28 protein-coding genes and 1 tRNA gene are annotated in these 25,822 nt (G+C 70.3%); 24 read left to right on the forward strand and 5 right to left on the reverse strand.

Features of this window, described 5'->3' with window-relative positions; all coding sequences use genetic code 11:
* Positions 1–3 precede the first annotated feature (3 nt).
* The 11 genes from EOD42_RS18135 to EOD42_RS18185 all read left to right on the forward strand — a co-directional run bounded on the left by EOD42_RS18135 (position 4) and on the right by EOD42_RS18185 (position 9,133).
* A complete protein-coding gene (locus EOD42_RS18135) occupies positions 4–792 on the forward strand; it encodes a molybdopterin-dependent oxidoreductase (protein WP_127788991.1) in 789 nt (262 codons plus the stop codon).
* The gene (locus EOD42_RS18140) at positions 792–1,880 is read left to right on the forward strand and encodes a pyridoxal phosphate-dependent aminotransferase (protein ID WP_164868004.1); all 1,089 of its coding nucleotides are present in this window, start codon (positions 792–794) and stop codon (positions 1,878–1,880) included. The genes EOD42_RS18135 and EOD42_RS18140 overlap by 1 nt, the downstream gene beginning before the upstream one ends.
* Complete coding sequence (locus tag EOD42_RS18145) at positions 1,877–2,323, forward strand: hypothetical protein (RefSeq protein ID WP_127788993.1); 447 nt, start codon at positions 1,877–1,879, stop codon at positions 2,321–2,323. The genes EOD42_RS18140 and EOD42_RS18145 overlap by 4 nt, the downstream gene beginning before the upstream one ends.
* Positions 2,324–2,420: 97 nt before the next feature.
* On the forward strand, positions 2,421–2,630 hold the full coding sequence (thiS, locus tag EOD42_RS26735; protein WP_127788994.1) for a sulfur carrier protein ThiS: 210 nt from the start codon (positions 2,421–2,423) through the stop codon (positions 2,628–2,630).
* Positions 2,631–2,633: 3 nt separating this feature from the next.
* Entirely contained in the window at positions 2,634–3,416 is a 783-nt protein-coding gene (locus tag EOD42_RS18155; RefSeq protein WP_127788995.1) for a thiazole synthase, read from the forward strand.
* Positions 3,417–3,495: 79 nt separating this feature from the next.
* Entirely contained in the window at positions 3,496–3,753 is a 258-nt protein-coding gene (locus EOD42_RS18160; protein ID WP_127788996.1) for a DUF2312 domain-containing protein, read from the forward strand.
* 161 nt (positions 3,754–3,914) lie between these two features.
* Entirely contained in the window at positions 3,915–5,003 is a 1,089-nt protein-coding gene (locus tag EOD42_RS18165) for an NAD/NADP-dependent octopine/nopaline dehydrogenase family protein (protein WP_127788997.1), read from the forward strand.
* On the forward strand, positions 4,993–6,012 hold the full coding sequence (locus EOD42_RS18170; RefSeq protein WP_127788998.1) for a 3-hydroxybutyryl-CoA dehydrogenase: 1,020 nt from the start codon (positions 4,993–4,995) through the stop codon (positions 6,010–6,012). The genes EOD42_RS18165 and EOD42_RS18170 overlap by 11 nt, the downstream gene beginning before the upstream one ends.
* A 22-nt stretch (positions 6,013–6,034) precedes the next feature.
* Positions 6,035–7,000: a Bug family tripartite tricarboxylate transporter substrate binding protein gene (locus EOD42_RS18175; RefSeq protein WP_127788999.1), complete on the forward strand. Its 966-nt coding sequence runs from the start codon at positions 6,035–6,037 to the stop codon at positions 6,998–7,000.
* Positions 7,001–7,049: 49 nt separating this feature from the next.
* Complete coding sequence (locus EOD42_RS18180; protein WP_127789000.1) at positions 7,050–8,105, forward strand: TauD/TfdA family dioxygenase; 1,056 nt, start codon at positions 7,050–7,052, stop codon at positions 8,103–8,105.
* A 29-nt stretch (positions 8,106–8,134) separates the two neighbouring features.
* Positions 8,135–9,133 (forward strand): NAD(P)H-dependent flavin oxidoreductase, encoded by a 999-nt coding sequence (locus EOD42_RS18185; protein ID WP_127789001.1) that lies wholly within the window; start codon positions 8,135–8,137, stop codon positions 9,131–9,133.
* A gap of 266 nt (positions 9,134–9,399) precedes the next feature.
* Here EOD42_RS18185 and EOD42_RS18190 read toward each other — a convergent pair whose 3' ends face one another.
* Both EOD42_RS18190 and EOD42_RS18195 read right to left on the reverse strand, forming a co-directional pair.
* Positions 9,400–10,287 carry a hydroxymethylglutaryl-CoA lyase gene (locus tag EOD42_RS18190; RefSeq protein ID WP_127789002.1) on the reverse strand — a complete coding sequence of 296 codons (888 nt, stop codon included), beginning with the start codon at positions 10,285–10,287 and terminating at the stop codon, positions 9,400–9,402.
* The gene (locus EOD42_RS18195) at positions 10,284–11,468 is read right to left on the reverse strand and encodes a CaiB/BaiF CoA transferase family protein (RefSeq protein WP_127789003.1); all 1,185 of its coding nucleotides are present in this window, start codon (positions 11,466–11,468) and stop codon (positions 10,284–10,286) included. Before EOD42_RS18195 ends, EOD42_RS18190 begins: the two co-directional genes overlap by 4 nt.
* Positions 11,469–11,700: 232 nt before the next feature.
* Between EOD42_RS18195 and EOD42_RS18200 the strand changes: the two genes are divergently transcribed.
* The 11 genes from EOD42_RS18200 (at position 11,701) to EOD42_RS18250 (ending at position 21,918) form a co-directional block, all read left to right on the forward strand.
* A complete protein-coding gene (locus EOD42_RS18200) occupies positions 11,701–11,892 on the forward strand; it encodes a hypothetical protein (protein WP_127789004.1) in 192 nt (63 codons plus the stop codon).
* Complete coding sequence (locus EOD42_RS18205; RefSeq protein WP_127789005.1) at positions 11,889–13,232, forward strand: amidase; 1,344 nt, start codon at positions 11,889–11,891, stop codon at positions 13,230–13,232. Before EOD42_RS18200 ends, EOD42_RS18205 begins: the two co-directional genes overlap by 4 nt.
* Positions 13,233–13,245: 13 nt before the next feature.
* Positions 13,246–13,875 carry a phosphorylase family protein gene (locus EOD42_RS18210; RefSeq protein WP_164868005.1) on the forward strand — a complete coding sequence of 210 codons (630 nt, stop codon included), beginning with the start codon at positions 13,246–13,248 and terminating at the stop codon, positions 13,873–13,875.
* A gap of 39 nt (positions 13,876–13,914) precedes the next feature.
* On the forward strand, positions 13,915–14,373 hold the full coding sequence (locus tag EOD42_RS18215) for a disulfide bond formation protein B (RefSeq protein WP_127789007.1): 459 nt from the start codon (positions 13,915–13,917) through the stop codon (positions 14,371–14,373).
* 52 nt (positions 14,374–14,425) lie between these two features.
* Positions 14,426–16,057: a gamma-glutamyltransferase family protein gene (locus tag EOD42_RS18220; protein ID WP_164868006.1), complete on the forward strand. Its 1,632-nt coding sequence runs from the start codon at positions 14,426–14,428 to the stop codon at positions 16,055–16,057.
* Between the two features lies 1 nt (position 16,058).
* Complete coding sequence (locus EOD42_RS18225; RefSeq protein WP_206020393.1) at positions 16,059–16,547, forward strand: gluconokinase; 489 nt, start codon at positions 16,059–16,061, stop codon at positions 16,545–16,547.
* A 49-nt stretch (positions 16,548–16,596) separates the two neighbouring features.
* Complete coding sequence (locus EOD42_RS18230) at positions 16,597–17,313, forward strand: ribonuclease activity regulator RraA (protein ID WP_127789009.1); 717 nt, start codon at positions 16,597–16,599, stop codon at positions 17,311–17,313.
* A 173-nt stretch (positions 17,314–17,486) separates the two neighbouring features.
* A complete protein-coding gene (locus EOD42_RS18235) occupies positions 17,487–17,906 on the forward strand; it encodes an acyl-CoA thioesterase (protein ID WP_164868007.1) in 420 nt (139 codons plus the stop codon).
* Positions 17,907–17,958: 52 nt separating this feature from the next.
* The gene (locus tag EOD42_RS18240) at positions 17,959–19,581 is read left to right on the forward strand and encodes an ABC transporter substrate-binding protein (RefSeq protein ID WP_127789011.1); all 1,623 of its coding nucleotides are present in this window, start codon (positions 17,959–17,961) and stop codon (positions 19,579–19,581) included.
* A gap of 27 nt (positions 19,582–19,608) precedes the next feature.
* A complete protein-coding gene (locus tag EOD42_RS18245) occupies positions 19,609–20,619 on the forward strand; it encodes a P1 family peptidase (RefSeq protein ID WP_127789012.1) in 1,011 nt (336 codons plus the stop codon).
* 81 nt (positions 20,620–20,700) lie between these two features.
* Positions 20,701–21,918: a hypothetical protein gene (locus EOD42_RS18250; RefSeq protein ID WP_164868008.1), complete on the forward strand. Its 1,218-nt coding sequence runs from the start codon at positions 20,701–20,703 to the stop codon at positions 21,916–21,918.
* Here EOD42_RS18250 and EOD42_RS18255 read toward each other — a convergent pair.
* The 3 genes from EOD42_RS18255 to EOD42_RS18265 all read right to left on the reverse strand — a co-directional run bounded on the left by EOD42_RS18255 (position 21,908) and on the right by EOD42_RS18265 (position 23,810).
* Positions 21,908–22,699: a competence/damage-inducible protein A gene (locus EOD42_RS18255; RefSeq protein WP_127789014.1), complete on the reverse strand. Its 792-nt coding sequence runs from the start codon at positions 22,697–22,699 to the stop codon at positions 21,908–21,910. The genes EOD42_RS18250 and EOD42_RS18255 overlap by 11 nt on opposite strands.
* Positions 22,699–23,646: a bifunctional GNAT family N-acetyltransferase/(deoxy)nucleoside triphosphate pyrophosphohydrolase gene (locus EOD42_RS18260; RefSeq protein WP_127789015.1), complete on the reverse strand. Its 948-nt coding sequence runs from the start codon at positions 23,644–23,646 to the stop codon at positions 22,699–22,701. Before EOD42_RS18260 ends, EOD42_RS18255 begins: the two co-directional genes overlap by 1 nt.
* Before the next feature lie 90 nt (positions 23,647–23,736).
* Positions 23,737–23,810, reverse strand: a tRNA-Gln gene (locus EOD42_RS18265).
* Between the two features lie 216 nt (positions 23,811–24,026).
* On the opposite strand from EOD42_RS18265, the gene EOD42_RS18270 reads away from it, so the two are divergent.
* Together EOD42_RS18270 and EOD42_RS18275 are read left to right on the forward strand one after the other, a co-directional pair.
* On the forward strand, positions 24,027–25,097 hold the full coding sequence (locus tag EOD42_RS18270) for a Ppx/GppA phosphatase family protein (protein WP_240655204.1): 1,071 nt from the start codon (positions 24,027–24,029) through the stop codon (positions 25,095–25,097).
* Positions 25,098–25,150: 53 nt separating this feature from the next.
* Positions 25,151–25,822 (forward strand): RlmE family RNA methyltransferase, encoded by a 672-nt coding sequence (locus EOD42_RS18275; protein WP_127789016.1) that lies wholly within the window; start codon positions 25,151–25,153, stop codon positions 25,820–25,822.

Raw genomic sequence — 25,822 nt, forward strand, 5'->3', positions numbered from 1 at the left:
CGCATGAACAAGCCCCTGCTTCCCTCCCGCTTCCGCCCCGCCCTGCGCCCCGACCCGGGGCTGCTGGAGGAACACGCGCCGGCGCTGCGCGCGGCGGAACGGCGCATGCTGCTGCGCGGCAGCCTCTCCCTCGGTGCGCTGGCCATGCTGGGCGGCTGCAGCACCAGCGATTCCGCCGGCATCCAGGCGGCGCTGCGTGCCGTCTCCCGCTTCAACGACCGGGTGCAGGCCTGGCTGTTCGACCCGAACCGCCTGGCGCCGACCTATCCGGAATCGATGGTGCTGAAGCCGCCGCGCTTCAACGCCTTCTACGACGTGGATGAGGTGGTGCCGGTGGAGGCCGCGAGCTGGCGCCTGGAGCTGTCCGGGCGCGTCGCGGAACGCCAGGCCTGGGACCTGCCGCGGATCATGGCGCTGCCGGAGAGCGAGATCATCATCCGCCACATCTGCGTCGAGGGCTGGGACTATATCGGCCAGTGGTCCGGCGTGCCGCTGCGGCTGTTCCTGGAGCGCGTGGGTGCGGACACGCGCGCGCGCTATGTCGCGTTCCGCTGCGCCGACGGCTATTGGGGCAGCATCGACATGGCCACCGCCCTGCATCCGCAGACGCTGCTGGCCACGAAATACGCGCGCCAGCCGATGGCCGACCCGTTCGGCTTTCCGCTGCGCCTGCGCACCGCCACCAAGCTCGGCTTCAAGAACCCCAAATGGATCACCTCCATCGAGGTGACCAACACCGACCCCGGCGGCTTCTGGGAAGATCGCGGCTTCAACTGGTTCAGCGGCCTCTGATGAACGCCATCCCGCGCTTCAACCTGGCCGAGAGCACCGTCCGCAGCCTGCGGCTGGAGGAGTTGCTGCTGTTCGCCGAGACCGGTTCCGGCCTGCTCGACCTGCCGTTGGACTATGGCGACAGGGCAGGGCTGCCGGCCCTGCGAGAGGTCCTGGCCGCGCAGTCGGGTGTCGCGCCCGATGCGGTGGTGACGCTGCCGGGCACCATGCTGGGGCTGCACCTGCTGGCGCGCCGCCTGTGCCGGGCGGGCGGAGAGGCGCTGCTGGTCACGCCCTGCTATGGCCCGAGCCGCACCGTGCTGGACCAGGCCGGGGTCGTGGTGCGCACCGCCCGGCTGCTGTTCGAGGAAGGCTACCGGCCCGACATCGCCCGCATCGCCGCCATGCTGCGGCACGAGACGCGGCTGGTGGTGCTGGCCGACCCCAACAACCCCAGCGGCGTGCGCATGCCGCGCGAGGCGGTCCAGGCCCTGCTGGGGGCCATGGCGCGCCGCGCGCCGCGCGCGGTGCTGTTCATCGACGAGACCTATCGCGAGGCGACATATGGCCCGGAGCCCGCGCCCAGCGCCGCCTGCCTCGGCCCGCGCGTCGTCACGGCGGGCTCGCTGTCCAAGGCGCATGGCGCGCCCGGCCTACGCATCGGCTGGCTGACCGTGCCCGACGCGCCCCTGCGCGAGGAGCTGGCCGCCGCGAAGGAGGCATTGATCCTCTCGGGCTCCGTGCTGGACGAGACCTTGGCCGCGGCCCTGCTGGCCCGGCCCGAGGGGCTGCTGGCCGAGCGGCGCCACGCCCTGGCCCATGCGCTGGACATGGTGACCTGCTGGCAGGCGGACCACGCGCCGCTGCTGGAGATGGTGCGGCCGGAGGCCGGGGCGCTGTGCTGCCTGCGCCTGAACCCGGCCCGCGTGGGCCCGCAGGCGGTGATGCGCTTCTGGGCGGCCTTGCCGCAGAAGGAATTGCGCCTGGCCCCCGGCCCCTGGTTCGGCGAGGCGCCGGGCGTGTTTCGCCTGGGCTTCGGCCATCTGCCCCCGGCCGCCCTGGCCGCCGCGCTGCGCGCCCTGTCCCGCGTGCTGGAGGAAACCTTGTGAGCCACGCGCCATCCATCACGCTGCTGGGCGCCCTGCTGGCCTGGGCAGGGCCCGCCGCCGCCCAGCACCCGGCGAACGCCCCGCCCCCGCCTGCGGAGCGCAGCGCGGAGGCCCGCGCCCGCTACCCCCAGCCGGTGCGGGTAGGGGATCTGCTCGGGCGCCAGGTGCTGGAGGATTCGCCCCAGCAGACCGTGCTCGGCCGCGTGGCCGGCGTGACGCGCGACACGGAGGGCGTGGCCATTCTCGTCGATTGCTGCGGTATCCTGGGCTTCGGCACCCGGCGGGTGGCGCTGCCTGTCGAGACCATGACGCTGCTGGGCCAGTTCATGGTGGCGCGTGGCCAGGACCGGCAATCCATGGCGCTGCTGCCTGCGGTGGCCCCGGCCCGCGCGGCGCCCCTGCCGGTGGATGCCTCCATCCGGGTGGGCCTCGGCCGCAACTGACGGGGAAGGGGGGAAGCCCCCCGCACATGCCACCCCTGCCACAATCGCCCCGGTCGGCGGGTTGCGCAGCGGTGAAGGCGCGGCCACATTCCGGGCCATGAGGATGCCCATCGCCATCACCCTCAACGGCGAACGCCGTGAGGTCCGCGCGGCCAGCGTGGCCGAGCTTCTGGCCGAGATCGGCCTGGACACGCGCAAGGTGGCCGTGGAGCTGAACGAGGAGATCGTGCCCCGCAGCACCTATGCGGCGCAGGCCCTCACCGGCGGCGATCAGCTCGAAATCGTTCATTTCATCGGCGGAGGCTGAGCCGTGGAAGATAGTTGGGAAGTCGCGGGGCGACGGTTCTCGTCGCGCCTGATCGTGGGCACGGGCCGCTACAAGTCGCTGGAGGAAACCGCTGCCTCCATCGAGGCGAGCGGTGCCGAGATCGTGACGGTGGCCGTCAGGCGGGTGAACATCGCCGACCCCAACGCGCCGATGCTGCAGGATTTCGTGCCCCCTACGAAATACACCTACCTGCCGAATACCGCCGGCTGCCACACCGCCAAGGACGCCGTGCGCACGCTCCGGCTCGCGCGGGAGGCCGGGGGCTGGAACCTGGTGAAGCTGGAAGTGCTGGGTCCGCCGCCCTTCCTGTACCCGGACATGGCCGGCACCTTCGAGGCCGCTGCCGCGCTGATCGCCGACAATTTCGAGGTCATGGTCTATTGCGCCGACGACCCGGTGGCGGCCAAGCGGCTGGAGGAAATGGGCTGTGTCGCCATCATGCCGCTGGGCGGGCCGATCGGCTCGGGCCTCGGCGTTGCCAACCCCTATATGATCCGCGCCATCAAGCAGCAGGCAAAGGTGCCGGTGCTGGTGGATGCGGGCATCGGCACGGCGTCGGACGCCGCCTTTGCCATGGAACTGGGCTGCGACGCGGTGCTGCTGAACAGCGCGCTGGCCCATGCGCAGGACCCCGTGGGCATGGCGGTGGCCATGAAGCACGCGGTCATCGCCGGGCGCGCGGCGTATCTCGCGGGGCGCATGCCCCGCAACTACGAGGCCAACCCCTCCAGCCCCACCAGCGGGCTGATCGGCCGCGCGGGCTGATTGGGCCGGGGGGCCTCCCCCCGCCAGCCGTTTCCGGCTACACCCCCCGCCTTCCCGTGGCTTCGCACAAGGATGGCCCATGCCTTCTGATACCAATTCCGATGTGGGCGGCATCGCCGCCGACCGTCTGCGCAGCATCGTGGAGCGCATCGAACGGCTGGAGGAGGAGCGCAAGGCGCTCGCCAGCGACATTAAGGACATCTATGCCGAGTCCAAGTCGGCCGGCTTCGAGCCGAAGGTGATCCGGCAGATCATCTCCATCCGCAAGAAGGAGCCGGCGGAGGTGGAAGAACAGGAAACCCTGCTCGACCTGTATCGCCGCGCGCTGGGAATGTAATTCCAGCATTATTCCGCGTCACACCCGCTTCCGGCACGCACAGTCTCACGGCAGGCTGCGTTTCGGGGGCGGGTGTCGTCGCATTATAGTGACTTACATCCGCTTCCCATGAAATTTTATGCTCCTTCACGCCCTGCGGCGGGGGCATGGGAAGGGGTCGGATGGGTTTGCGGATCGCGGTTCTGGGTGGCGGCAACGGGTGTTTCGCCGCCGCGGTGGATTTCTCCGAGGCCGGGCACGAGGTCCGTCTCTGGCGCACCTCCGCTGACGCCGCGGCCGAGCAGAACGCGCACGACAACATCATCACCGTCAAGGATGCGCGCGGGGAACGCGCGGTGCGCATCGCCGCCGTCACGGCCGAACTGGCCCAGGCCGTGCGCGGCGCGCAGCTCATTCTCTGCCCCGCCCCCGCCACCACCCATGAGGCCCTGGCACCGCTGCTGGCGCCATTGCTTGAGGACGGGCAGGTGGTGTTCCTGCCCCCCGGCACGCTGGGCTCCGTGATCCTGGCCCGCGCGCTGCACGCCGAGCGGCCGGGCGCGCGCGTGGCCTTCGCCGAGACGGGCACGCTGCCCTGGCTCGCGCGCAAGCACGGGCCGCACCAGGTCGCCATCACCATCCGTGCCAAGCGCCTGCCGGTGGGCGTTTTCCCCCTGAACCTGGCGCCCATGGCCCGCTGCCTGCTGCAGAAGGCCTTCCCCGGCGTGATCGAGGATTGCGGCGATGCGCTCTCGGGCGCGCTGATGAATGCCGGGCCCATCATCCACCCGCCGCTGATCACCATGAATGCCGGCCCGCTGGAGCATTTCGAGCGTTGGGACATCCATAACGAGGGCACCCAGCCCGCGATCCGCCGCGTGACCGATGCGCTGGATGCCGAGCGCGTGGCCGTGCGTGAGGCGCTGGGCTATCACGGCCCGCATTTTCCGCTGGCCGACCATTATGCCAAGACCGGCCCGGAATGGATGTACGGGCGCGGCAGCCATGACCGCCTGACCGACAGCGGGGACTGGCGCGAGCGCATCGTGCTGACCGGGCATCGCTACATGCTGGAGGATGTGCGCCTCGGCCTGTCGCTGCTGTGCGACGCGGGCCGGGCGGCGGGCGTGCCGACGCCGCTGGCCTCGGCCTTCCTGGCCATCGGCGGCGCGGTCTGCGGCGCGGATTTCTCCGCCGCGCGCACCCTGACCGGTTGCGGCCTGCCCGACGATCGCGGCGGGCGCGAGCGGATCCTGTGCCATGGTTTCTGAGACGGGGGCTTCTGAGGCGCGTGTTGCCGAGTCCATCGCGGCCCTCGGCGCCGGCCGCATGGGGCGCGGCATCGCGGTGCAGTTCGCCTATGCGGGCCATCAGGTCGCGCTGCTGGACCTGAAGCCGCGCGACGCGCAGGCTTTCGCCGCCCTGCGCGACGCGGCGCTGGCCGAAATCGCCGAAACACTCGCCATGCTGGCCGAGTTCGGCATGGGGGATGCGGCGCTGGTGCCGGGCATCCTGGCGCGGGTCACCGTGCTGCCGGCCGCCGAGGCGCCTGCCGCCCTGGTCCGGGCCGACATCGTGTTCGAGGGCGTGCCCGAGATCCTGGACCTCAAGCGCGCGGCCCTGGCCGAGGCCTCCGCCGCCATGCGGCCGGACGCGATCCTGGCCTCCACCACCTCCACCATCATGGTCGATGACCTGTCGGGGGCGGTGGTGCATCCGGGCCGCTTCCTGAACGCCCATTGGCTGAACCCGGCCTATCTGGTGCCGTTGGTCGAGGTCTCGCCGGGCGCGGCCACCGAGCCCGCGGTGACCGAGCGGCTGATGGAATTGCTGACCAGGGTGGGCAAGGTGCCGGTGCGCTGCGCGGCCTCGCCCGGCTTCATCGTGCCGCGCGTGCAGGCCCTGGCGATGAACGAGGCCGCGCGGCTGGTCGAGGAAGGGGTGGCGAGCGCGGAGGATGTGGACCGCGCCCTGCGCTACGGCTTCTCCTTCCGCTTCGGCGTGATCGGGCTGCTGGAGTTCATCGACTGGGGCGGCGTGGACATCCTGCATCATGCCAGCCGCTACCTTGAAGGCGCGCTGGGCGACGACCGCTATCGCGCGCCCGCCGTGGTCGGGCGGTTCATGGCCGAAGGGCGGCGCGGCATGGGTGCCGGCGCCGGGTTCCTGCCTTGGGCAGAGATGGATGTGGTGGCGCATAAACGGGCACGCCTGGCGGCCCTGGCGCAACGGCTGCGTGAGGAAGGCCTCGTCAGGCCGCCCGCGCCCCCGGCAGACTGAGCAGAACAGGAGGCCAAGACCAATGCTGACCCGCCGTGCCCTGACCTTATCCGCGCCGAGCCTGCTGGCCGGGCTGCCCGCACATGCCGCCGCCTGGCCCGAACGGCCCTCGCGCTGGCTGGTGGGCTATGGCGCGGGCGGCGCATCGGACATCTTCGCGCGGATGATCGCGCGGGCGCTGGGCACCACGGGCGCCCCGCCGGTGGTGGTGGAGAACCGCCCCTCCGGCGGCGGCATCGTGGCCACCGAGGCGCTGCTGGCCGGCCCCGCGGACGGCACCAATGTGCTGCATGTCGACAACGGCATGATGATCTACAACCCGGCGCTCTATGCGCGGCTGCCCTTCGACCCGGACCGCGACCTGGTGATGGCGGCCTTCATCGCGCGCTTTCCCTTCTTCGTGCTGGTGCGCCCCGACAGCCCGCTGGCCAGCTTCGAGGACATGCGCGCCGCCGGACGGCGAGAGGCCGTGACCTATGCCACGCCCGCCGTCGCCAGCCCGCACCACATGGCCATGGAACTGCTGCGCCGCCGCGCGGGGTTCGAGGCCGCCCATGTGCCCTATCGCGGCATGCCGGCCGTGCTGCAGGACATGGTGGCGGGCCGCGTGGACTGCGCCATCGCGGACATCACCAACGCGCTGCCCTATATCTCCTCCGGCCGGGCGCGGGCGCTGGTGCAGCTGGGCGACACGCGCTCTCCCGCCGTGACCGATGTGCGCACGGCCGGCGAGGCCGGGGTGGCCGATTGCGTGGCCTATGGCTGGATGGGCGTGTGCCTGCCGCGCGCGGCGGGTGCCGACACCCAGGCCAAGCTGAACCAGGCGGTGCGTGAGGCCATGAGCGGTCCCGAGACCCGCACCCAGATCCAGACCACGGGTGCCGAGGCGCTGCCGCTGTCGGTCGCCGAATGCGCGGCGCTGGTGCGGCAGGAAAGTGCCGTGTGGCGGCCGCTGATCCGGGAGCTGGGGATCAGGCTGGAAGGGTAACGCCCCGCCCCCTTGACCCGACCCATCGGTCGGGTGAACCCTGCGCCGCATGGACGGCATGCTTTCCCCCATCGGTGGCCCCCCGGCCTGGCGCGGCCGCCAGCTGGAGGCGCGCGGCTTCTGGCCCCGGCGCTTCCTGGACCTGGAGCTGGACGCGCTGGACGCGGCCCTGCATGCCTGCCCGAAGGACCCGCCCTTCATCCGCGCCGAGGATTTCCGCATCCCGGCGCTGGCCCCGCTGTTCGACGTGCTGAAGCGGGAGCTGGAAACCGGCGCGGGCGTGGTGCGCCTGTCGGGCATCCCCGTCGACCGCTACTCCCACGCCGAGCTGCGCCGCATCTTCTGGGGCATCTGCGTCAACCTGGGCGTGCCGCTGCCGCAGAACAGCCAAGGCGAGATCATCGGCGAGGTGAAGGACGAGGGCGGTGCCGCCATGAGCGTGGAGGATGGCGTCGCCTCCGCCCGCGCGCGCAGCCGCTCCAGCGGGCCGCTGCGCTTTCATACGGACAAATGCGACCTGCTGGCGCTGTTCTGTGCCTCCAACGGGATCTCGGGCGGCGTCTCCCGCGTCGTCTCCACCATCGCCATCCATGACGAGATCGCCCGACGCCGGCCCGACCTGCTGAAGGTGCTGTACGAGGATTTCTGGCGCCGCCGCCCGCAGGATGAGGAAGGCCCGCAATCCCGCCCCGAGGACGCGGTGTTTCCCATGCCCGTCTTCTCGCGCGGGCCCACCGGCGCCTTCACCAGCCAGTTCTCCCGCGTCTACATCGAGATGGCCCAGGCGGTGCCTGGCGTGCCGCCGCTGACCCCGCTGCAGGTCGAGGCCATGGACCTGCTGCTGGCCACCGGCGACGAGCTGTGCACCGAGGCGCCCTTCACCCCCGGCGACATCCAGATCCTCAACCAGCACACCACCTATCACGGCCGCACCGCCTATGCGGACGACGCGGCGACGGGTGCGCGCCGCAACCTGATGCGGATCTGGCTGGCCACCGGATTCTCCCGCGCGCTGCCGCCGGGCCATGCCATCCAATGGGGCCGCACCGAGCCCGGCGTCCTGCGCGGCGGGGCCATGCCGGGGAAATCGGCCTTCGACCTCTGAACTTCACTTCGTCCAGGAAAGAAACATCAATGTCCCTGATCAAGAGCCTGGAAGGCCGCATGCGCCTTCCCGTCATCTGCTCGCCGCTGTTCATCATCTCGGTGCCGGACCTGGTGGTGGCGCAGTGCACCTCGGGCGTCATCGGCTCCATGCCGTCGCTGAACGCGCGCCCGCTGGAGCAGCTGGACGAATGGCTGGCCGAGATCAAGGAACGCCTGGCCGCCCATGACGCGAAGCACCCCGACCGCCCCAGCGCGCCCTTCGCCATCAACCTGATCGTCCACAAATCCAACGACCGGCTGGAGGAGGACATCAAGATGGTGGTGAAGCACAAGGTGCCCCTCATCATCAGCAGCCTGGGCGCGCGGCCGGAGGTGAACGACGCCATCCATTCCTATGGCGGCTATGTGATGCACGACGTCATCAACCAGACCTTCGCCCACAAGGCGATCGAGAAGGGCGCCGACGGGCTGGTGCTGGTGGCGGCGGGCGCGGGCGGGCATGCCGGCTCACTCAGCCCCTTCGGCCTGGTGCAGGAAACCCGCGCCTGGTTCGACGGGCCCATCGCCCTGTCGGGCGCCATCGCCCATGGCGCCTCCATCCTGGCCGCCGAAGCCATGGGGGCGGACTTCGCCTATATCGGCAGCGCCTTCATCGCCACCGAGGAAGCGCGCGCGGTCGATCCCTACAAGGAAATGATCACCCAGTACGGCGCGTCCGACATCGTCTACACCAACCTCATCACCGGGGTGCACGGCAACTACCTGAAGCCCAGTATCGTCAACGCCGGGATGGACCCGGACAACCTCGAAACCTCCGACGCCTCCAAGATGACCTTCGCCTCGGACCGGAAGAAGCGCTGGAAAGACATCTGGGGCGCCGGCCAGGGCATCGGCGTCGTGGACCGCATCCTGCCCGCCGCCCAACTGGTCGACCGCCTGGCCGGCGAATACCAGCACGCCCGCGGCCGCCTCGGCGCGCCGTCGCGGCTGGTGAACACGCTGTGGGGGCATGGGCGGGCGGCTTGAGAGGGCGCTCCCTGGGGGCCTTGCCCCCTGGCCCCCATCAAGGGGCTCTGCCCCTTGAGACCCCGCCAAAGGCCGAAAGGCCTTTGGAAACCGGGAGCTGAAAGTTCTGGGAAGGGGCGGCGAGCGCGTTTGAACCCGACGCGCCTTCGAAGCCCCTTCCCAGAACTTTCAGTTATCTCATGGGGGTCCAGGGGCCACAGGCTCCTGGCGGGTTCCAAGGGCAGCGCCCTTGGTCGGGGTCCGGGGGCGACGCCCCCGGGGGCTTCTCAGGCCGCGCGTGCCGCGGGCACCCCGCGCATGCGCCCGCCGGGCGTGGCGCCCGGCACGGCCGCGGCGAAGTCGGCGGCGGCCAGCAGTTCGGGCCAGTGGGTATGGGTTTCGACGCCCATGCGGCTGAAGGCCCAGACCACGTCTTCGGTGGCGACGTTGCCCGTGGCGCCGGGCGCGTAGGGGCAGCCGCCGATGCCGCCGGCCGAGGTATCGATCACGCGGCAACCGGCCTCATAGGCCGCGACGGCGTTGGCCACGCCCATGCCGTAGGTGTCGTGGCCGTGGAAGGCGAAGCGCGGGCCGTGGGTCTCGATGGCCCAGCCCATCAGCCGCTTCACCTGGTCGGGGGCCGCGTTGCCGGTGGTGTCGCACAGGGAGATTTCCATCTGCCCGTTCAGCGGCGCGATGCGGTTGACCAGCGCCTTCACCGCGTCCTCGGGCACCACGCCCTCGAAGGGGCAATGGTAGCAGGTGGAGAGGTTGAAGCGGATCTTCAGGTAGTCAGGGGTTTCGCGCACCAGGGTCGAGAGTTCGGCCAGGCAATCCTCGATGCCGCGGTTCAGGTTGGCGCGGCTGTGCCCTTCCGTGGCGGACATGAAATAGCCCAGGCGGTGCGGGCCGGCCTGCAGGGCAGTGTCGAAGCCGCGGCGGTTAGGCACCAGCACGGTGCATTCCAGCCCGTCGAGCTTGAGGGCCTCACGCAGCACGTCGCCGGTATCGGCCATCTGCGGGATGGCCTTGGGCGAGACGAAGCTGCCCACTTCCATCCGCCGCAGACCGGCGGCGTAGAGGCGCTTCACGAGTTCGATCTTGGTCTCGGTGGGGACGAAGCCCTTGATGGGCTGCAGCCCGTCGCGCGGGCTGACCTCGGAAATGGCGATCATGACGTTTTCCCCAGCAGTTCCTTGAACACATGGTCATTGTGCGCCCCGGCTTCAGGGCCCGTCCAGCGCACCATGTCCCGTGCCGAGACACCGTCGAAGCGGAAGGGGGCGGCCGGGTGCAGGATGGGGCCGATCAGCGGGTCCTGCACTTCCATCACGATGTCGCGGGCCTGGAAGTGCGGGTCCTCGGCGCAGTCCTTCATGTCGTACAGGCGGGAGCAGGGCACTTCGGCCGCCTCCAGCACGTCCTCGGCTTCCTTGGCGGTGCGGGTGCGGGTCCAGTCGGCGATGGCCTGGTCCAACTCCTCGACATTGGCGCAGCGCAGGTTGTTGTTGGCCATGCGCGGGTCGGTGGCGAGTTCCGGGCGGCCGATCGCGGCCATCAGGCGGCGGAAGATCAGGTCGGAATTGCCCGCGATGCACAGCCATTTGCCGTCGGCGCAGGGGTAGGTGTTGGTGGGGGCGGCCGTCTTGATGGCGGCACCCTGGGGTTGGCGCACGGACCCGAACAGCCCGTATTCGGGCAGCATGCCCTCCATCAGGCTGAACACGCTGGTGACCAGATCGACATCGATCACCCGGCCCGCGTGGTTGCCCGCCTTCACGCCCCAGCAGGCGGAAACCAGCGCCATGGCGGCATACATGCCGGCCAGGTCGTCGCTGATCGACACCCCGCAGCGCGGCGGCGGGTAATCGGTCTGGCCCGGGTTGGCGGTCAGGTGTCGCAGCCCGCCCATCGCCTCGCCGATCGCGCCGAAGGCGGGCTTGTCGCGATAGGGGCCGTCCTGCCCGTAACCGGACACGCGGGCGATGATCAGGTTCGGGTTGATGGCGTGCAGGGCCGTGGGGCCGAGGCCCAGGCGCTCCAGATAGCCGGGGCGGAAATTCTCGACCAGCGCGTCGGCGCGCTCGCACAGGGCGCGGAGCTTGGCCTTGCCGTCCTCGGATTTCAGGTCGAGCGTGACGGACAGCTTGTTGCGCCCATGCACGCTGAACCACACCGGGTGGCCGTCCTTCACGCTGCCCCAGCCGCGCACCGGGTCGCCCTCGGGCGGTTCCACCTTGATCACCTCGGCGCCGAGATCGGCCAGCAGGCGGGTGGCGAAGGGGGCGGCGATATAGTGGCCGAGCTCGACCACGCGCAGGCCCTCAAGAGGCAGTTTCTTCTGGACGTCGGACATTTCGCAAAAAGGCGCGATTTTCGCGGCAACGTAAAGAGAGGCTTCAGCGTTGTACGTGCATAACCATCCACGGAAGCCGCAGGTGAACCTCCGGCGGCTTCCTCTCTCCCGGACCCACCGGCTCTAGCCCGGTGCACTTCGCGGGGATGGCGGTCTTCTTCCCAAATCTCCCCCCCCCACGGACCGCCATCCCCGTATTTTTTTCGCAGCGCAACCATGCAAGGCTGCGCGGATGGACGAGAAAACCGCCGAAACCCTCGCTCTCGCTGCCGGCCTGGACAAGGCCTGGGCGAATCACCGCGCCGATGTGCTGGCCGCGCTGCAAACCCAGCAGAGCCATCGCGGCAAGCTGCCGCGCACGCGCAACCCGGCCGATGAGCCCGCGCCGCCCTGGCGGCTGACGGGCGGGGAGAACAAGGCATGAGCGCCGCCCCCTGGACACTTACCCTGGCGGAAGCCTCCGCGCGCATCGCCGATGGTGTGCTGAAGCCCTCGGCGCTTCTGGCCTCCTGCCTTGAGCGGATCGCGGATGTCGATTCCGGCCTGAATGCCTGCATCCGCGTGCTGGGCAAGCAGGCCATGGCGGCCGCGGAGAAACTGGACGGCGAGAGCCCGCGCGGCCCGCTGCACGGCATTCCGGTCGGCATCAAGGACATCATCGACATCGCGGGCGAGATCACGACCTGCCACTCGGCCCAGCTTCTCGACAATGTGAAGGATGCCGACGCGGCAGTGGTGGCGCGGCTGCGGGCGGCCGGCGCGGTGTTCCCGGCCAAGCTCTCGACCCATGAATTCGCCATCGGCGGGCCGGCCTTCGACCTGCCTTTCCCGCCCGCGCGCAACCCCTGGAACCGCAACCATCACCCGGGCGGCTCCTCCTCCGGCTCGGGCGCCGGCGTGGCGTCGGGGATGTTCCCGGCGGCGCTCGGCACGGATACCGGCGGGTCGGTGCGGCACCCGGCCAGCGCCTGCGGCATCGTCGGGCTGAAGCCCACCTATGACCTGGTGCCGCGCACGGGCGTGTTCCCGCTGTCCTTCACGCTGGACCATGTGGGCCCTCTGACCCGCACGGTCGAGGATTCGGCCATCATGCTGGAGGCGATGACCGGCAATTCCTATCGCGGCGACATCGCGGGTGGCCTCACGGGGCTGCGCGTCGGCTACATCCGCCACTTCCACGAGAAGGACCAGCCGGCCCACCCCGAGATGGCGGCGGCACTCGACGCGGCGGCAAAGCTGCTGGAAGCCCAGGGCGCGACGGTGACCGACATCGTGCTGCCCAGCCTGAACGAGTTCGCGGTGGTGAACCGCACCGTGCTGGGTTCCGAGGCCGCCTCGATCCATGAGTTCTGGCTGAAGGAGACGCCCGAGAAATACGCCGGCGTCACCCGCCGCCGGCTGCTGCCGGGCATGTTCATGACAGGGGCGGACCTGGTGCACGCCCAGCGCCACCGCGCCAAGCTGCTGGCCGCCGTCGAGGCCGCCTTCGGGCAGGTGGATGTGCTGCTCTGCGCGTCCTCGATGGACCCGGCCGCGCAGATTGACAATGAGCCGGAGGTGGAGCGCACCTATCCGCGCCAGGCCCGCACCGCCTTCAACGTGACGGGCCATCCGGCCATCACGCTGATGTCGGGGCTGGCCGCCAATGGCCTGCCGCTATCCGTGCAGTTCGTGGCGCCGGCATACCGGGAGGCGCTGCTGTTCCGCGCGGCGGCCGGCTATGAGGCCAAGGCGGGCTTCAAGGGCATGCGGCCGCCATTGTGAGAAGGCTGGGCTGATGCTCGTCGTCGTCGGTTTCCAGGCCGAGGCGGCACTGCTGCCTCAGGGCACCGCGCCGCTGTGCGCTGCCGCCAACCCGGCCCTGCTGGCCCGCCGCCTGGCCGCCATGCCGCGGCCGGCCGCCATTCTCAGCTTCGGCGTGGCGGGCGGGCTGGATCCCTCCCTGCCGAGCGGCAGCCTGGTGGTGGCCGATAGTCTGATCGCGGCCGAGGGCAGCTATGCGCCAGACCCCGATTGGTCGGCGCGGCTGGCGGCGGCCACGGGCGCCAGGCTGCTGCCGGTGGCCGGCAGCGATCTGCTCGTGGCCTCGGCCGCCGAGAAGGCGTCGCTGCGCGCGCGCACCGGCGCCGCGGTGGTCGATATGGAAAGTGCGGTGGTGGCGCGGCTCGGCGTGCCCTTCGCCGTGCTGCGCGCCGTGGGCGACACGGCGGAGGAGGCCCTGCCCCCCGCCGCCGCCCATGGGCTGGATGAGGAAGGCAACCCCGCCCCCTTGCGGGTGATGCGCGCCCTGCTGCGCCGCCCGCAGGATCTGCCGGGGCTGATCCGGCTGGCGCGGCGCACCAATACCGCGCTGGCGGCGCTGCGCCCGGTGGTCGGTGCCGCACTGAAACAATCCGCGACAGGCTGACGCCTTGCCAGCCGGCCGGGCCGGTTCCAGAAATCCGCCATGCCGTTCGTGTTGGCCATATTGGCGGCCCTGGCCCCCGCCTTCGCCAAGCTCTCCGAGGGCTGGTTCGAGCTGGTGCCCTGCGAGCTGTGCCTGTGGCAGCGCGCGCCCTATTGGGTGGCGGTGCCGCTTTTCCTGGCGGCGGGCTTCCTGCCGCGCCGGCGCGGGCTGTTCCTGGTCCTCGGTGGGCTGGCCTGCCTGGTCTCGGCCGCGATCGGCGGGTTCCATGCCGGGGTGGAGTGGGGCTGGTGGCCCTCGCCGCTGCCGGGCTGCGCGGCCCCCACGGCCCAGGGCATGAGCGTGGAGGACCTGATGCGCTCCCTGGCGCCGACCCCCACCAAGCCCTGCGATGCCGCGACCTTCCTGATCCCGGGCCTGCCGGTCTCCATGGCCGCGATGAACGCGATCTATGGCGCGGTGGTGGCGCTGCTGGGCTTCGGCGCCGCCCGCCGGCGCTGACGCTGGATATATGCCGCGCGCGCGTGCAGGCTCCCTGCACGGAGGAACACGCATGCGCTGGCTGATCGTCCTTGCCCTGTCCGCCGCGCTGCCTGCGCACGCCGAGCCCGCGCGGCGGATGGTGGCCACGGCCCATCCCCTGGCCTCGCAGGCGGGCCTCGACATGCTGCGCCGGGGCGGCACGGCGATGGACGCCGCCGTGGCCGCGCAGGCCGTCCTCTCGGTGGTGGAGCCGCATGCAAGCGGGCTGGGCGGCGGGGCGCTGATCCTGTCCTGGCAGGCGGCGCGGCGGGAATTGCTGCATGTCGAGGGTCTGTCGGCCGCACCCGCCGATGTGCCGCGCCGCCTGACCGAAGGCACCACCCTGGCGGTGCTGGAACGCAGCGGGCGCGCGGTGGGCGTGCCGGGCGCCGTCGCGGCACTCGCCGCCGCCCATGCCAGGCATGGCGCGCTGCCCTGGGCCGTGTTGTTCGAGCCCGCCATCCGCGCGGCGGAGCAGGGGTTCCCCACGCCGCCCTATCTGCAGGCCGTGCTGCGCACCCGCGCCCGGGCGCTCTCGGCCGTGCCGGAGATCGAGGCGCTGTATTTCGAGAACGGGCAGCCCCGCGCCTTCCTGCGCAACCCGGAACAGGCGGCGGCCCTGCGGCTGGTGGCGGCCCATGGGCCGGCTGCCATCCAGGGCGGCGCGCTGGGCCAGGCCATGGTCCGCGCCGTGGGGCAGGGCGCGCTGCCCGGCCACATGAGCATGGCGGACCTGACGGGTTTCGAGCCGCGCGAGCGCCCGGCGCTGTGCGCCGAGCGTTTCGGGCGGCGCGTCTGCACAGCGGCGCCGCCTTCCTCGGGCGGGGTGGCGGTGCTGCAGCAGCTGGCCTTCCTGGAACAGGCGGGCATCGCCCGGCTGGCGCCCGATTCCGCCGCCGCCGCCCATCTGCTGCTGGAGGCCAGCCGCCTGACCCGCGCCGACCGTCGGGCCTGGGTGGGAGACCCCGCCCAGGTGGAGGTGCCGACCGAGGGGCTGCTCGATGCGGCCTATCTGCGCGGCCGGGCAGGGCTGATCGACCCCGCCCGCGCGCAGCCGGAGGTCGCGCCCGGCTCCCCGCCGCGCCGGCATGCCGCCGTGCCGCCGGCGGCGGACCCGATGGCCGAGAGTGCCACCTCTCATGTCGCGATCGTGGATGGGGCGGGCAATGCGGTGTCTTTCACCACCACCAACAACCTCAATTTCGGCGCCGAGATCCTGGCCGGGGGCATCACGCTGAACAACGGCCTGACCAATTTCGCCGCCGCGACCGACGCCATGAACGGCGTGGCCCCGCGCCGGCGCCCGGCCACCACCATGGCGCCCACCATCGTCTTCGACGGCGACGGCGTGCCCATGCTGGTGCTGGGCGCGGGCGGGGGCGCGCGCATCATCGATGCGGTGACCGTGGCGTTGGTCGAGACCCTGGCCTGGGGGGCGGATGCCCGGCGCGCCACTGCCCGCCCGCGCATCGGCGCCCAGACCGGCACCGAGGAGCTGGAAGCCGCCACCCCGGCCGCCGCGCTGGCGCCCGAACTCGCCGCCATGGGCCACAACCCGCGCGCGGCCGCGATGAACACTGGGCTGCAGGTGCTGCGCCGCATCCCCGGCGGATGGGAAGGGGCGGCCGACCCCAGGCGCGACGGCGCCGCCCTGGGGGAATGACATGCGCATCCTGCTGATGGGCGTGTCGGGCAGCGGCAAATCCACCCTGGGCCCCATGCTGGCCGAGGCGCTGGCCGTGCCCTTCGCCGATGCCGATGCCTTCCACCCGCCCGCCAACATCGAGAAGATGTCGCGCGGGGAGGCGCTGACCGATGCCGACCGCACGCCGTGGCTGATGGCGCTCGGCGCTTGGCTGGCCGCCCAACCGCAGGGCGGCGTGATCGGCTGTTCGGCCCTGAAGCGCGCCTATCGGGACCTGCTGCGCGCCGCGGTGCCGGGCTTGCGGCTGATCTTCCTGTCCGGCTCACCGGAGCTGATCGCGGCCCGGCAGGCCGCCCGGCCGGGCCATTTCATGCCCGCCAGCCTGATGGCCAGCCAGTTCGCCACGCTGGAGCCCCCGGCCCCGGAGGAGGGGGCGCTGACGCTCGACATCGCGCAGCCGCCCGAGGCGCTGCTGCGCGCGGCACTGATCTTGCCGCAGGCGAATTGACGTGCGGGCCAACCGCCCCGAAAACAGCACCACTGACAGGAGACCGACGATGGCGCTGACGCCCGAGATCAAGGCCAAGCTTGAGAAGATCACCACCGCGACGCTGACGACGGTGCTGCTGAAGAAGGGCCTGCGCAACGTCTGGATGCGCGGCGCCACCCCCTTCACCCCCGCCGCCAAGGGCAAGCGCCTGGTGGGCCCGGCCTTCACCCTGCGCTTCGTGCCGGCGCGTGAGGATCTGGCGACCCCGGAGAGCTGGTCCTCGCCGATCTCGACCCGCGCCGCCATCGAGGCGATGCCGGACGGCGTGATCGTGGTGGCGGATGCCATGGGCATCAAGGACGCCGGCATTTTCGGTGACATCCTGTGCGCCCGCCTGGCCAAGCGCGGCGTGGTGGCCCTGGTGACCGACGGCGCGGTGCGCGACGTGGCGGGCGTGAACGGCACCGGCCTGCCGGTGTGGTGCGCCGGCGGCGCGGCCCCCCCGTCCGTGGCGGGCCTGACCTTCGTGGCCTGGCAGCAGCCCATCGCCTGCGGCGGTGTCGCGGTGTTCCCGGACGACATCATCGTGGTGGATGACGACGGCGCGGTGCTGATCCCGGCGAACCTGCTGGAGAAGATCGTGGACGACTGCGTGGAGCAGGAACGCCTGGAAGCCTGGATCATGGTGCAGGTCGAGGCCGGCCATGCGCTGCCGGGCCTGTATCCGGCGAATGCCGAGAACAAGGCCCGCTATGAGGCCGATAAGGCCGCCGGCAAGGCCTGAAGTGGCAAAGGGGGGCTTCGGCCCCCTGATGCGCTGGTTAGTGAAAGTTCTTTTTTGGAAAAAAGGACCAAAAAACTTTTAGCAGTTTTTGGTGAGCCCTTTCCGCCGGCGGTCGCTCAACTCGAAAAGTATTTTTGCTTCTTTTTCTTCAGAAAAAGAAGATGGAATCGTCCATGAAAAAACCCGCTCCGGACCAGCATGATTTCCATTTCTGGACCGACGAGAAGTTCCGTATCGCGGACACCGACCTGAACGGCCACATCAACAACAACGCGGTGGGCCAATTCTATGAGGCCGGGCGGGGCGAAATCATCTCCTCCGTCCTCGGGCCGCCGGCCAAGCGCAGCATCGGCGCGGCGCTGGCCCGCGTGCAGATCGACTATCTGGCCGAGGCGCATTACCCGGGCATGGCGCGTATCGGCAGCCGCATCGCGAGGCTCGGCACCAGTTCCATCACCATCGCCCAGGCCATCTTCGTCGAGGGCCGCTGCATCGGCATGGCCGAGAGCGTGATCGTGTTTCTCGACAAGGCCACCCGCAAGCCGACCCCCATGCCGGATGCGGTGCGGGACGGCTTCACGCTTTTGGGATAGTTGGCACTTCTTTTGCATCGCAGCGGCGGACAACCCGCATGGATGCCGCCTGATGACGATTTCCCGCCGCGAAGCGATCTCTGCCGCCGGCCTCGCCGCCGTCGGCCTGCCTGAACTCTCGGCAATCAACCCCGCCGCTGCCCAGGCGGAGCGCGTGATCCGCTACGGCATCTCCATGGCCGATATCCCGCAGACCACGGGCCAGCCCGATCGCGGGGCCGGCGCCTATCAGTTCACCGGCTACACCCTGTATGACCCGCTGGTGGCGTGGGAGATGAACGTCTCCGACCGGCCGGGCAAGCTGGTGCCGGGCCTGGCCACCAGCTGGGAGACCAACCCCGTCGACCGCACCAAATGGATCTTCAAGCTGCGAGAGGGCGTGAAGTTCCATGACGGCAGCGCCTTCGACGCCGATGCCGTGATCTGGAACTTCGAGAAGGTGCTGAACCCCCAGGCGCCGCATTTCGACCAGCGCCAGGCCGCCCAGGTGCGCCCGCGCCTGCCCAGCGTCGCCTCCTGGCGCAAGGTCGATGCGATGACCGTCGAGGTCACGACCCGCGCGGTGGACAGCATCTTCCCCTACCAGATGCTGTGGTTCCTCATCTCCTCCCCGGCGCAGTACGAGAAGGTGGGGCGCAGCTGGGAACGCTTCGCCTTCGAGCCCTCGGGCACCGGCCCGTTCCGCCTGGGCCGCCTGGTCCCGCGTGAGCGCGCGGAGCTGGTGAAGAACCGCGACTACTGGGACCCGCGCCGGATGGCCAAGGCCGACCGCATCGTGCTGGTCGTCGCCCCCGAGGACACGACGCGCACCAACGCGCTGATCACCAACCAGGTCGATTTCATCGAGACGCCCTCGCCGGACCTGGTGCCGCGCCTGCGCCAGTCCGGGGCGCGCATCATCGAGAACGTGACGCCGCATGTCTGGAACTATCACCTGTCGCTGCTCGAGGGCTCTCCCTGGCGCGACAAGCGGCTGCGCCAGGCGCTGAACCTGGCCATCAACCGCGATGAGGTGGTGGCGCTGATGAACGGGCTGGCGAAGCCCGCGGTGGGCGTGGTGGACCCGACCTCGCCCTGGTTCGGCAACCCGACCTTCCGCATCACCCATGACCCCGACCGCGCCCGCCGCCTGGTGCAGGAGGCAGGCTTCAGCCGGGCCAACCCGCTGCGCAGCAAGTTTCTGGTGCCCACCGGCGGCTCGGGGCAGATGCTGTCCATGCCGATCAACGAATACTGCCAGGCGGCCTTCCGCGAGATCGGCATCGAGATCAGCTTCGTGCCGGTGGAGCTGGAGGTGTCCTATACCTGCTGGCGCCAGGGCGCGGCCGGCGACATCGCGCGCACCAACGGCACCACGGCCAACAATGTGGCCTATGTGACCAGCGACCCGCTCTATGCGCTGATCCGCTTCTTCCACTCCAACCAGATCTCGCCGCGCGGCGTGAACTGGAGCCATTTCCGCGATGCGGAGGTGGATGCGCTGATCGACCGCGCCACCGGCACCTTCGACGACGCCGAGGTCGACAGGCTGATGGCCCAGGTGCACCAGAAGGTGGTGGACGAGGCGCTGCTGGTCTTCGTCGTGCATGACACCAACCCGCATGTCGCGGCCCGTGGTGTTCGCAACTATGTGCAGGCGCAGCACTGGTTCCAGGACCTGACGACCCTGGAGTAGCAACCATCCCCATGGCAGGCTCGGCGCATGGAGCGCCGAGTTCTTCCCGCCCCGATGGGCGGGGCCATCACCGATGTGCCCGGCATCAAGGTCGGGCATTTCACCGAGACCCGACGCCCCACCGGCTGCACCGTCCTGCTGGCCGAGGAAGGGGCGGTCGCGGGCGTGGATGTCAGGGGCGCTGCCCCCGGCACGCGTGAGACGGACCTCCTCGACCCCGGCAACCTGGTTGAACGCGTGCATGCGGTCGTGCTCTCGGGCGGCAGCGCCTATGGGCTGGCGGCCGCCGACGGCGTGATGCGCTTCCTGGAGGAAGCGGGCATCGGCGTTCCCGCGGGGCCGGGCATCGTGCCCATCGTGGCATCGGCCGTGCTGTTCGACCTGAACTATGGCGACCACCGCATCCGCCCGGATGCCGAGGCCGGCTATCGCGCCGCGCGGGCCGCCTGCGCCGACCCGCCGGCGGAAGGCAGCGTGGGGGCCGGCACGGGCGCCACGGTGGGCAAGATGTTCGGGCCGGAGCGCGCAATGAAGGGCGGGATCGGCACCGCCTCGGCCAGCATCGGCGGCATCACGCTGGGCGCCATCGCGGCGGTGAACGCGGTGGGCGATGTGATCGACCCTTCGACCGGCCGCGTGCTGGCCGGCGCGCGGGACGCGCCGGACGGGCGGCGCCGCATAGGCCTGGCCGATGCCGTGATGCGGGGGGAGGTGCCGGCCCGTCTGCAGTCCGGCACCGCCACCACCATCGGCGCCATCGCGACGGATGCCGTGCTGACCAAGGCCGAGGCGCGCAAGCTGGCGCAGCTGGCCCATGACGGGCTGGCCCGCACCATCGACCCGATCCACACCATGTGGGACGGCGACACGATCTTCTGCCTGGGTACCGGCAAGTCGGGGCTGAAGGGCAACATGATGGTGCTGGGCATCATGGCCGCACGGGTGATGGCGGCGGCGGTGATCCGCGCGACGCTGGCGGCCCGTTCCGTCATGGCGGAGGGCGTGCCTTCGATTCCGTCGGTCGTTGACTTGAATTAACGCGATGGACGCGACTGCGTCGCCGGTAGTTGCTATAGTCGTCGTAAGGGACGAGGGATACGGATGATTCAGCGTTGGATAGTGTTCACCGGCCTGGTCCGTTCCGAGGAGGAATGCAGCCGCAAGCTGGATACAGTCGCGCAGTGGCTGGCCGAGGGGTTGCTGCACGGTCTGGTCTTTTCGACATGGCTCGGAGAGTTCGATCAGTATCCCGATTTGCAGGATCGCCTGCTCGGCATGGGTGCCACCATCGTCGAGAGCGCACCGCCCCCGATCAAAACGGTGGGCCACGCGCTGCATCAGATGCAGACCCTGTACATGGGCCTGCGGGCCGTCCCGGCCGGCGCCTATGTCATGAAGTCCCGCGTGGACATGAATGTGCTGGTCGCCCAGCAGGAGAGGTTGCTGCAACGCGGCCCCGTGCCGCTCGACCTGCCGCAGGGCTGGCCCGCCATCTTCAGCCACCGTGTCGCCATCGCGGACAGCTTCGTCTTCTCGCCCTTCTACACGAACGACATCCAGTTCTTCGGCGTTCGCGAGGACCTGCTGAAGATCGCTTCCTTCGATATCGGGATCGGGATGTTCTCCCCCCATCTCGGGACCGAGCAGTGGCTGCATGCTGGGCCCTTCCTCGGGCATTTCCCGGCGCTCCGGCAGTTTCTGGGCTATCAGCCCGGCCTGCTGTTCGGCCGCCCGCAGGATACCGAGGCGGCCAGCCTGCTGCTGCTGGAACATGAGGTGACGCGGCGCGCGCTGTGCACCTCATGGCTGCTGCTGCGCCACTACTACGAATTCATCTATGGGGTTCCGACGCAGAAGCCCCTGCCGGAGGCGCTGGATTTCCGCCAGATCTTCGTGCCTGAGTATCTGCATGGCCTGCGGCCGCATGTCTCGGCGCATCAGCCCACCGTCAGCAACAATTTCGCCCTGGATACCCTGCTGCAGGGGCGCTGGGTGCTGGACGGGCGGGCCGCCGATTTCTCAGCCGAAGTGGCGGCCCTCGAAGGCGCGGGGTCGCCGGCCGTGCTGCCGGCGATCGACCTGCCGGCCGGGCTGGATGACCCCTGGATCGGGGTGGGAGAGGGGCTGTCGACCCTGCTCGGCCGCCCCGTCGGCCGGCAATATGACCTGCAGCGGCACGGCGCGGGCCGGGTGATCCGCGACATCACGGAGCCCGCGCGCATCCACGGGGTGGATGGCGGGGCAGAAACCGCGGCGCTGCGCAGCGAGCTGGACGGCCAGCGCCGGATCTACAACGAATTGCTGGACCGGCTGGCCGCCCGCGGCATCAGACCTTAGCGGTGGTGTTGTCGTCCAGCCGGGGCTCTCCCCGGATGGCCTGGCCGCCGGCGGCGACCAGCAGGGCTTCGATCTCATCGGCCGCCGCCGCGACATCCGCGGCGTCGGTGCCCTTCGCGACCAGCGCCACGCCGCCGCGCACCGGGCCCGGGCGGAAATACGGATAGCTGCCGACATCGAGGGCGGGGTGGCGCCGCTGCACGGCCGCCAGCGGTTCCGCGATCTGGCCCTCGAACACGCCATCGGCATGCACCGTGGCCGAGACGACGGGGGCGCCGCGTTCCAGCTTGGGCGCCAGGGCGCGGAACATCGCCTGCATGATGCGCGGCACGCCGGCCATCACATGCACATTCTCCATCGAGAAGCCGGGGGCGACCGTCGCCTCGTTCTCGATCAGCACCACGCCGCGCGGCATGGTGGCCATGCGCAGCCGGGCCGCGTTGAATTCGGTGCCCTGCGCCGCGTAATAGGCCGCCATCTTGGCATGCGCGCCGGCATGCACCTCCCACGGCACGCCGAAGGCCTTGGCGATGCATTCGCTGGTGATGTCGTCATGCGTCGGGCCGATGCCGCCCGTGGTGAAGACATGGGTGAAGCGCGCGCGCAGTTCGTTCACCGTGGCCACGATTGTGTCCTCGATGTCCGGGATCACGCGCACCTCGCGCAGCGGAATGCCCAGCGCGCCGAGTTCGGTCGCCAGGAACTGCAGGTTGGCGTCGCGGGTGCGCCCGCTCAGAACCTCGTTGCCGATGATGATGAGGGCGGCGGTGGGGTTGGCCATCACAGCATCTCCCGCAGCATGGCGATCAGGGGCTTGTCCGCAGGCGGCATGGGGTATTCCTCCAGCTTGTTGGGCCTGACCCAGGCCAGTTGCTGTCCCTCGACGGGGCGCAGCATGCCCTTCCAGCGACGGCAGACATAGAGGGGCATCAGCAGGTGGAACTTCTCATAGGCGTGGGACGCGAAGGTCAGCGGCGCGAGGCAGGACGCCGTGACGTCGATGTCCAGCTCCTCCTTCAGCTCGCGGATCAGCGCGGTCTCGGGGCCTTCGCCCGGGTTCAGCTTGCCGCCCGGGAATTCCCACAGCCCCGCCAGCGCCTTTCCGGGCGGGCGCTGGGCCAGCAGGATGCGCCCGTCGGTATCGACCAGCGCCACGGCCACCACCAGCAGCACGGGCAGGGCGGGGGCCGGCTCCGCGTGCCGGGGCTTGTCCATCGAGAACAGGTAGACCGGCATGTGCCGGTTGCGGGACATGAAATGCGCGGTCCCTTCGCCCTGCGGCTGGAAGCCGAGGTCGCGCAGGACCTTCTGCGAGGCGATGTTGTCCGTCAGCGCGCTGGCGACGATGCGATCGAGGCCCAGCACGTCGAAGCCCCATGTGGCCAGGGCCTTCGCGGCTTCGCGGCCATAGCCCTTGCCCCAGAACTTGCGCCCCAGCCAGTAGCCCAGCTCGGCCTCTGACGCGCCGCGCTTCACGGTCAGGCCGACGCAGCCCATCAGGGCGCCCTGGGAATCGGAAATCGCGAGGTCGAAGGCTTCGCCACGGGCCATCTGCGCGTGGGTGGAGGCGATCCAGTCCTGGGCCAGCCCCTCCGGATAGGGGAAGGGCACGCGGGCCAGGTTGCCGGCGACGGAATAATCGTTGACCAGCCGGTGCAGGGCCTGCGCGTCGGCGGGTGCGAGCGGGCGCAGCAGCAGTCGTTCAGTGCGGAGTTCTGGGGGATTCATGGAGTCTCGGACCTGAGCGCGCCATGTAACATGCTTCGACCGGAGCCATAAGGGCGGGGCGGAAGGGACCGATCAGCTTGTGAGGATGATTGGCTGGGGAACCTGGATTCGAACCAAGACTGCCCGAGTCAGAGTCGGGAGTTCTACCGTTAAACTATTCCCCAATCGCGCTGTCCGGGCGGTGCCCATCGGCGTCGGCGGGGCATATAGCACCCTGTTCCGGCTTGTCCAACCCACCCCGGTTACAAAATCATCACGCTCGGAGGAGGGGGGTGGAATCCGCTTGCTTCCGGTCCGCCGTGCACCGCATCATAACAGACAGATGGCAGTTTCCTGGCAAATTCCTTGCCGGGACCACGGACCGGAGGTGCAGCCACATCATGCCCGACATCGCGCTCAGGCATGACGGCATGGCCGCCTTCCCCCTTCGGCCCCAAGCCGCCGAATCCAAGGGGCGGGCCGCACAGGCCGATTCGGGCTTCTATGCCGCGCTCGACCTCGGCACCAACAATTGCCGCCTGCTGGTCGGCACCCCCAGCCCGCAGGGTTTCCGCGTGGTGGACAGCTTCAGCCGCATCGTGCGCCTGGGTGAGGGGCTGACCGCGACCGGCCGGCTTTCCCAGCCCGCGATGGACCGTGCCATGTCCGCGCTGTCGGCCTGTGCCGACAAGCTCGGCCGGCGGCCGCTGCGCGGCTTTGCCGCTGTCGCGACCGAAGCCTGCCGCCGGGCTGCCAACGGCTCCGAATTCCTCGCCCGCGTGAACCGGGAGACCGGGATCTCGCCCCGCGTCATCTGCGCGCGGGAGGAAGCGCAACTCGCGCTCGCCAGCTGCTCGCCCCTGCTGCAGCCGCATGACCGCCGCGCCATCCTGTTCGACATCGGCGGCGGCTCCACGGAAATCGCCTGGGTGCGGCTGAACGGCGGCGCGCCGGAACTGGCGGGCACCATCTCCATCCCCGTGGGCGTCGTCACCCTGGCCGAGCGCGAAGGCGACAGCTGCTTCACGCGTGAGGGCTTCGAGGCGGTGCGCGACGAGGTGGCCGAGAAGCTCGCGGCCTTCGACGCCGTGCATTGCATCGGGCAGGAGATCCGCCAGGGCGGTGTGCGGCTGATCGGCACCTCCGGCACCGTGACCACCCTGGCCGGCACCGTGATGGACCTGCCGCGCTATCGCCGGCAATGGGTCGATGGCGTCTGCCTGGATGCAGCCGAGGCCGATGAGGCCCTGGAAACCCTGTTCCGCATGGGCCGCCAAGGCCTGGCGGCGCACCCCTGCGTGGGGCCGGATCGCGCAGATTTCGTGCTGCCCGGTTGTGCCGTCTATGCCGCCATCCGGCAGCTGTGGCCTGTCTCCCGCCTGACGGTGGCCGATCGCGGCCTGCGCGAAGGCATGCTGATGCGCCTCATCCAGGGTGACCGCGGCCGTGCCCCGCGTCGGCCGTGGTGCTGACCGTGGCCGGTTAACGCTGGCGCCGGGAGCCTAACGGCCTTAACTCAGCCGCCATGACTAAGCCACCGTCCAACACCCGCGGCCTGTACCAGCACCTGCGCACCGCCGAAGGCCGCAGCAATGCGAGCCAGCGCTGGCTTACCCGCCAGCTCAACGACCCCTATGTGCGCATGGCCAGGGAGGCCGGCTGGCGCAGCCGGGCCGCCTTCAAGCTGATCCAGCTGGACGAGAAGTTCCACCTGCTGAAGCCCGGCCAGCGCATCGTCGACCTGGGCGCGGCACCCGGCGGCTGGACGCAGGTCTCGGTGGCCCGCACCGGAGAGCGCGGCAAGGTCGTGGGCCTGGATCTGCTGGAGATGGACGTGATCGCGGGCGCCACACTGCTGCAGGGCGACTTCCAGGAGGAAGCGGACGAGAAGCGCGTGCTGGAGGCCCTTGCCGGCCCGGCGGACCTGGTGCTGTCCGACATGGCGCCCAACACCACGGGCCATGCCTCGACCGACCATTTGCGCATCATCGGCCTGGCGGAACTCGCCCTCGACTTCGCGCTGCGCGTGCTGACGCCGGGCGGGGCCTTCGTGGCCAAGCTGTTCCAGGGCGGCGCGCAGAACGAGATGCAGGCGCTGATGAAGTCCCGCTTCACCAAGGTGCGCTACGCGAAGCCCGAGGCCAGCCGCAAGGACAGCAGCGAGCTGTACGTGGTGGCGACGGGCTTCAAGGGCTAG

It is taken from the genome of Rhodovarius crocodyli, from assembly GCF_004005855.1.
GTDB classification, from domain to species: domain Bacteria; phylum Pseudomonadota; class Alphaproteobacteria; order Acetobacterales; family Acetobacteraceae; genus Rhodovarius; species Rhodovarius crocodyli.

Bases quoted from the DNA above. Each gene is read 5' to 3' on its own strand.
- EOD42_RS18140 (WP_164868004.1), top strand. From the start codon at position 792: ATGAACGCCATCCCGCGCTTCAACCTGGCCGAGAGCACCGTCCGCAGC.
- EOD42_RS18180 (WP_127789000.1), top strand. From the start codon at position 7,050: ATGGACGGCATGCTTTCCCCCATCGGTGGCCCCCCGGCCTGGCGCGGC.
- EOD42_RS18190 (WP_127789002.1), bottom strand. From the start codon at position 10,287: ATGATCGCCATTTCCGAGGTCAGCCCGCGCGACGGGCTGCAGCCCATC.
- EOD42_RS18220 (WP_164868006.1), top strand. From the start codon at position 14,426: ATGCGCTGGCTGATCGTCCTTGCCCTGTCCGCCGCGCTGCCTGCGCAC.
- EOD42_RS18225 (WP_206020393.1), top strand. From the start codon at position 16,059: ATGCGCATCCTGCTGATGGGCGTGTCGGGCAGCGGCAAATCCACCCTG.
- EOD42_RS18255 (WP_127789014.1), bottom strand. From the start codon at position 22,699: ATGGCCAACCCCACCGCCGCCCTCATCATCATCGGCAACGAGGTTCTG.
- EOD42_RS18195 (WP_127789003.1), bottom strand. From the start codon at position 11,468: ATGTCCGACGTCCAGAAGAAACTGCCTCTTGAGGGCCTGCGCGTGGTC.
- EOD42_RS18170 (WP_127788998.1), top strand. From the start codon at position 4,993: ATGGTTTCTGAGACGGGGGCTTCTGAGGCGCGTGTTGCCGAGTCCATC.
- EOD42_RS18270 (WP_240655204.1), top strand. From the start codon at position 24,027: ATGCCCGACATCGCGCTCAGGCATGACGGCATGGCCGCCTTCCCCCTT.
- EOD42_RS18200 (WP_127789004.1), top strand. From the start codon at position 11,701: ATGGACGAGAAAACCGCCGAAACCCTCGCTCTCGCTGCCGGCCTGGAC.
- EOD42_RS18175 (WP_127788999.1), top strand. From the start codon at position 6,035: ATGCTGACCCGCCGTGCCCTGACCTTATCCGCGCCGAGCCTGCTGGCC.
- thiS (WP_127788994.1), top strand. From the start codon at position 2,421: ATGAGGATGCCCATCGCCATCACCCTCAACGGCGAACGCCGTGAGGTC.
- EOD42_RS18210 (WP_164868005.1), top strand. From the start codon at position 13,246: ATGCTCGTCGTCGTCGGTTTCCAGGCCGAGGCGGCACTGCTGCCTCAG.
- EOD42_RS18135 (WP_127788991.1), top strand. From the start codon at position 4: ATGAACAAGCCCCTGCTTCCCTCCCGCTTCCGCCCCGCCCTGCGCCCC.
- EOD42_RS18245 (WP_127789012.1), top strand. From the start codon at position 19,609: ATGGAGCGCCGAGTTCTTCCCGCCCCGATGGGCGGGGCCATCACCGAT.
- EOD42_RS18185 (WP_127789001.1), top strand. From the start codon at position 8,135: ATGTCCCTGATCAAGAGCCTGGAAGGCCGCATGCGCCTTCCCGTCATC.
- EOD42_RS18235 (WP_164868007.1), top strand. From the start codon at position 17,487: ATGAAAAAACCCGCTCCGGACCAGCATGATTTCCATTTCTGGACCGAC.
- EOD42_RS18205 (WP_127789005.1), top strand. From the start codon at position 11,889: ATGAGCGCCGCCCCCTGGACACTTACCCTGGCGGAAGCCTCCGCGCGC.
- EOD42_RS18275 (WP_127789016.1), top strand. From the start codon at position 25,151: ATGACTAAGCCACCGTCCAACACCCGCGGCCTGTACCAGCACCTGCGC.
- EOD42_RS18160 (WP_127788996.1), top strand. From the start codon at position 3,496: ATGCCTTCTGATACCAATTCCGATGTGGGCGGCATCGCCGCCGACCGT.
- EOD42_RS18165 (WP_127788997.1), top strand. From the start codon at position 3,915: ATGGGTTTGCGGATCGCGGTTCTGGGTGGCGGCAACGGGTGTTTCGCC.
- EOD42_RS18215 (WP_127789007.1), top strand. From the start codon at position 13,915: ATGCCGTTCGTGTTGGCCATATTGGCGGCCCTGGCCCCCGCCTTCGCC.
- EOD42_RS18240 (WP_127789011.1), top strand. From the start codon at position 17,959: ATGACGATTTCCCGCCGCGAAGCGATCTCTGCCGCCGGCCTCGCCGCC.
- EOD42_RS18260 (WP_127789015.1), bottom strand. From the start codon at position 23,646: ATGAATCCCCCAGAACTCCGCACTGAACGACTGCTGCTGCGCCCGCTC.
- EOD42_RS18230 (WP_127789009.1), top strand. From the start codon at position 16,597: ATGGCGCTGACGCCCGAGATCAAGGCCAAGCTTGAGAAGATCACCACC.